Genomic DNA, 334 nt, shown 5'->3' on the forward strand with positions numbered 1-334 from the left:
CGCGCCTCGGCCTGGGCCAGGGCGGCGGCGCGGACCTGCTCCTCGATCTCGCGGCGTTCGGTGTTCAAGTCGTCCAGTCTCGTCGCCATGGCCTGTGCCTCGCGCGGGTCTGGCGTGGCCAGCAGCCGCGCGCCCAGGTCGGCCTTGCCGATCCGCCCGCCGGCGTTCACCCGTGGCCCCAGCAGGAAGCCCAGGTGATGACTGCTGGGCGCGCTGTCGAGCCGCGCGACATCGGCCAGCGCGACCAGCCCGGGGCGCTGGCGCCGGGCCATGACCGACAGCCCCTGGCGCACGAAGGCTCGGTTGACGCCGTGCAGGGGCGCCACGTCGGCCA

Annotated in this window: 1 pseudogene; it reads right to left on the bottom strand. The window is 75.4% G+C overall.

The features are described 5' to 3' along the window. Positions 1 to 334 (bottom strand): annotated as a pseudogene (locus ACH107_RS33675) (single-stranded-DNA-specific exonuclease RecJ); the annotation flags it as partial.

The sequence above is a fragment of the Roseovarius halophilus (ex Wu et al. 2025) genome (genome assembly GCF_047086965.1).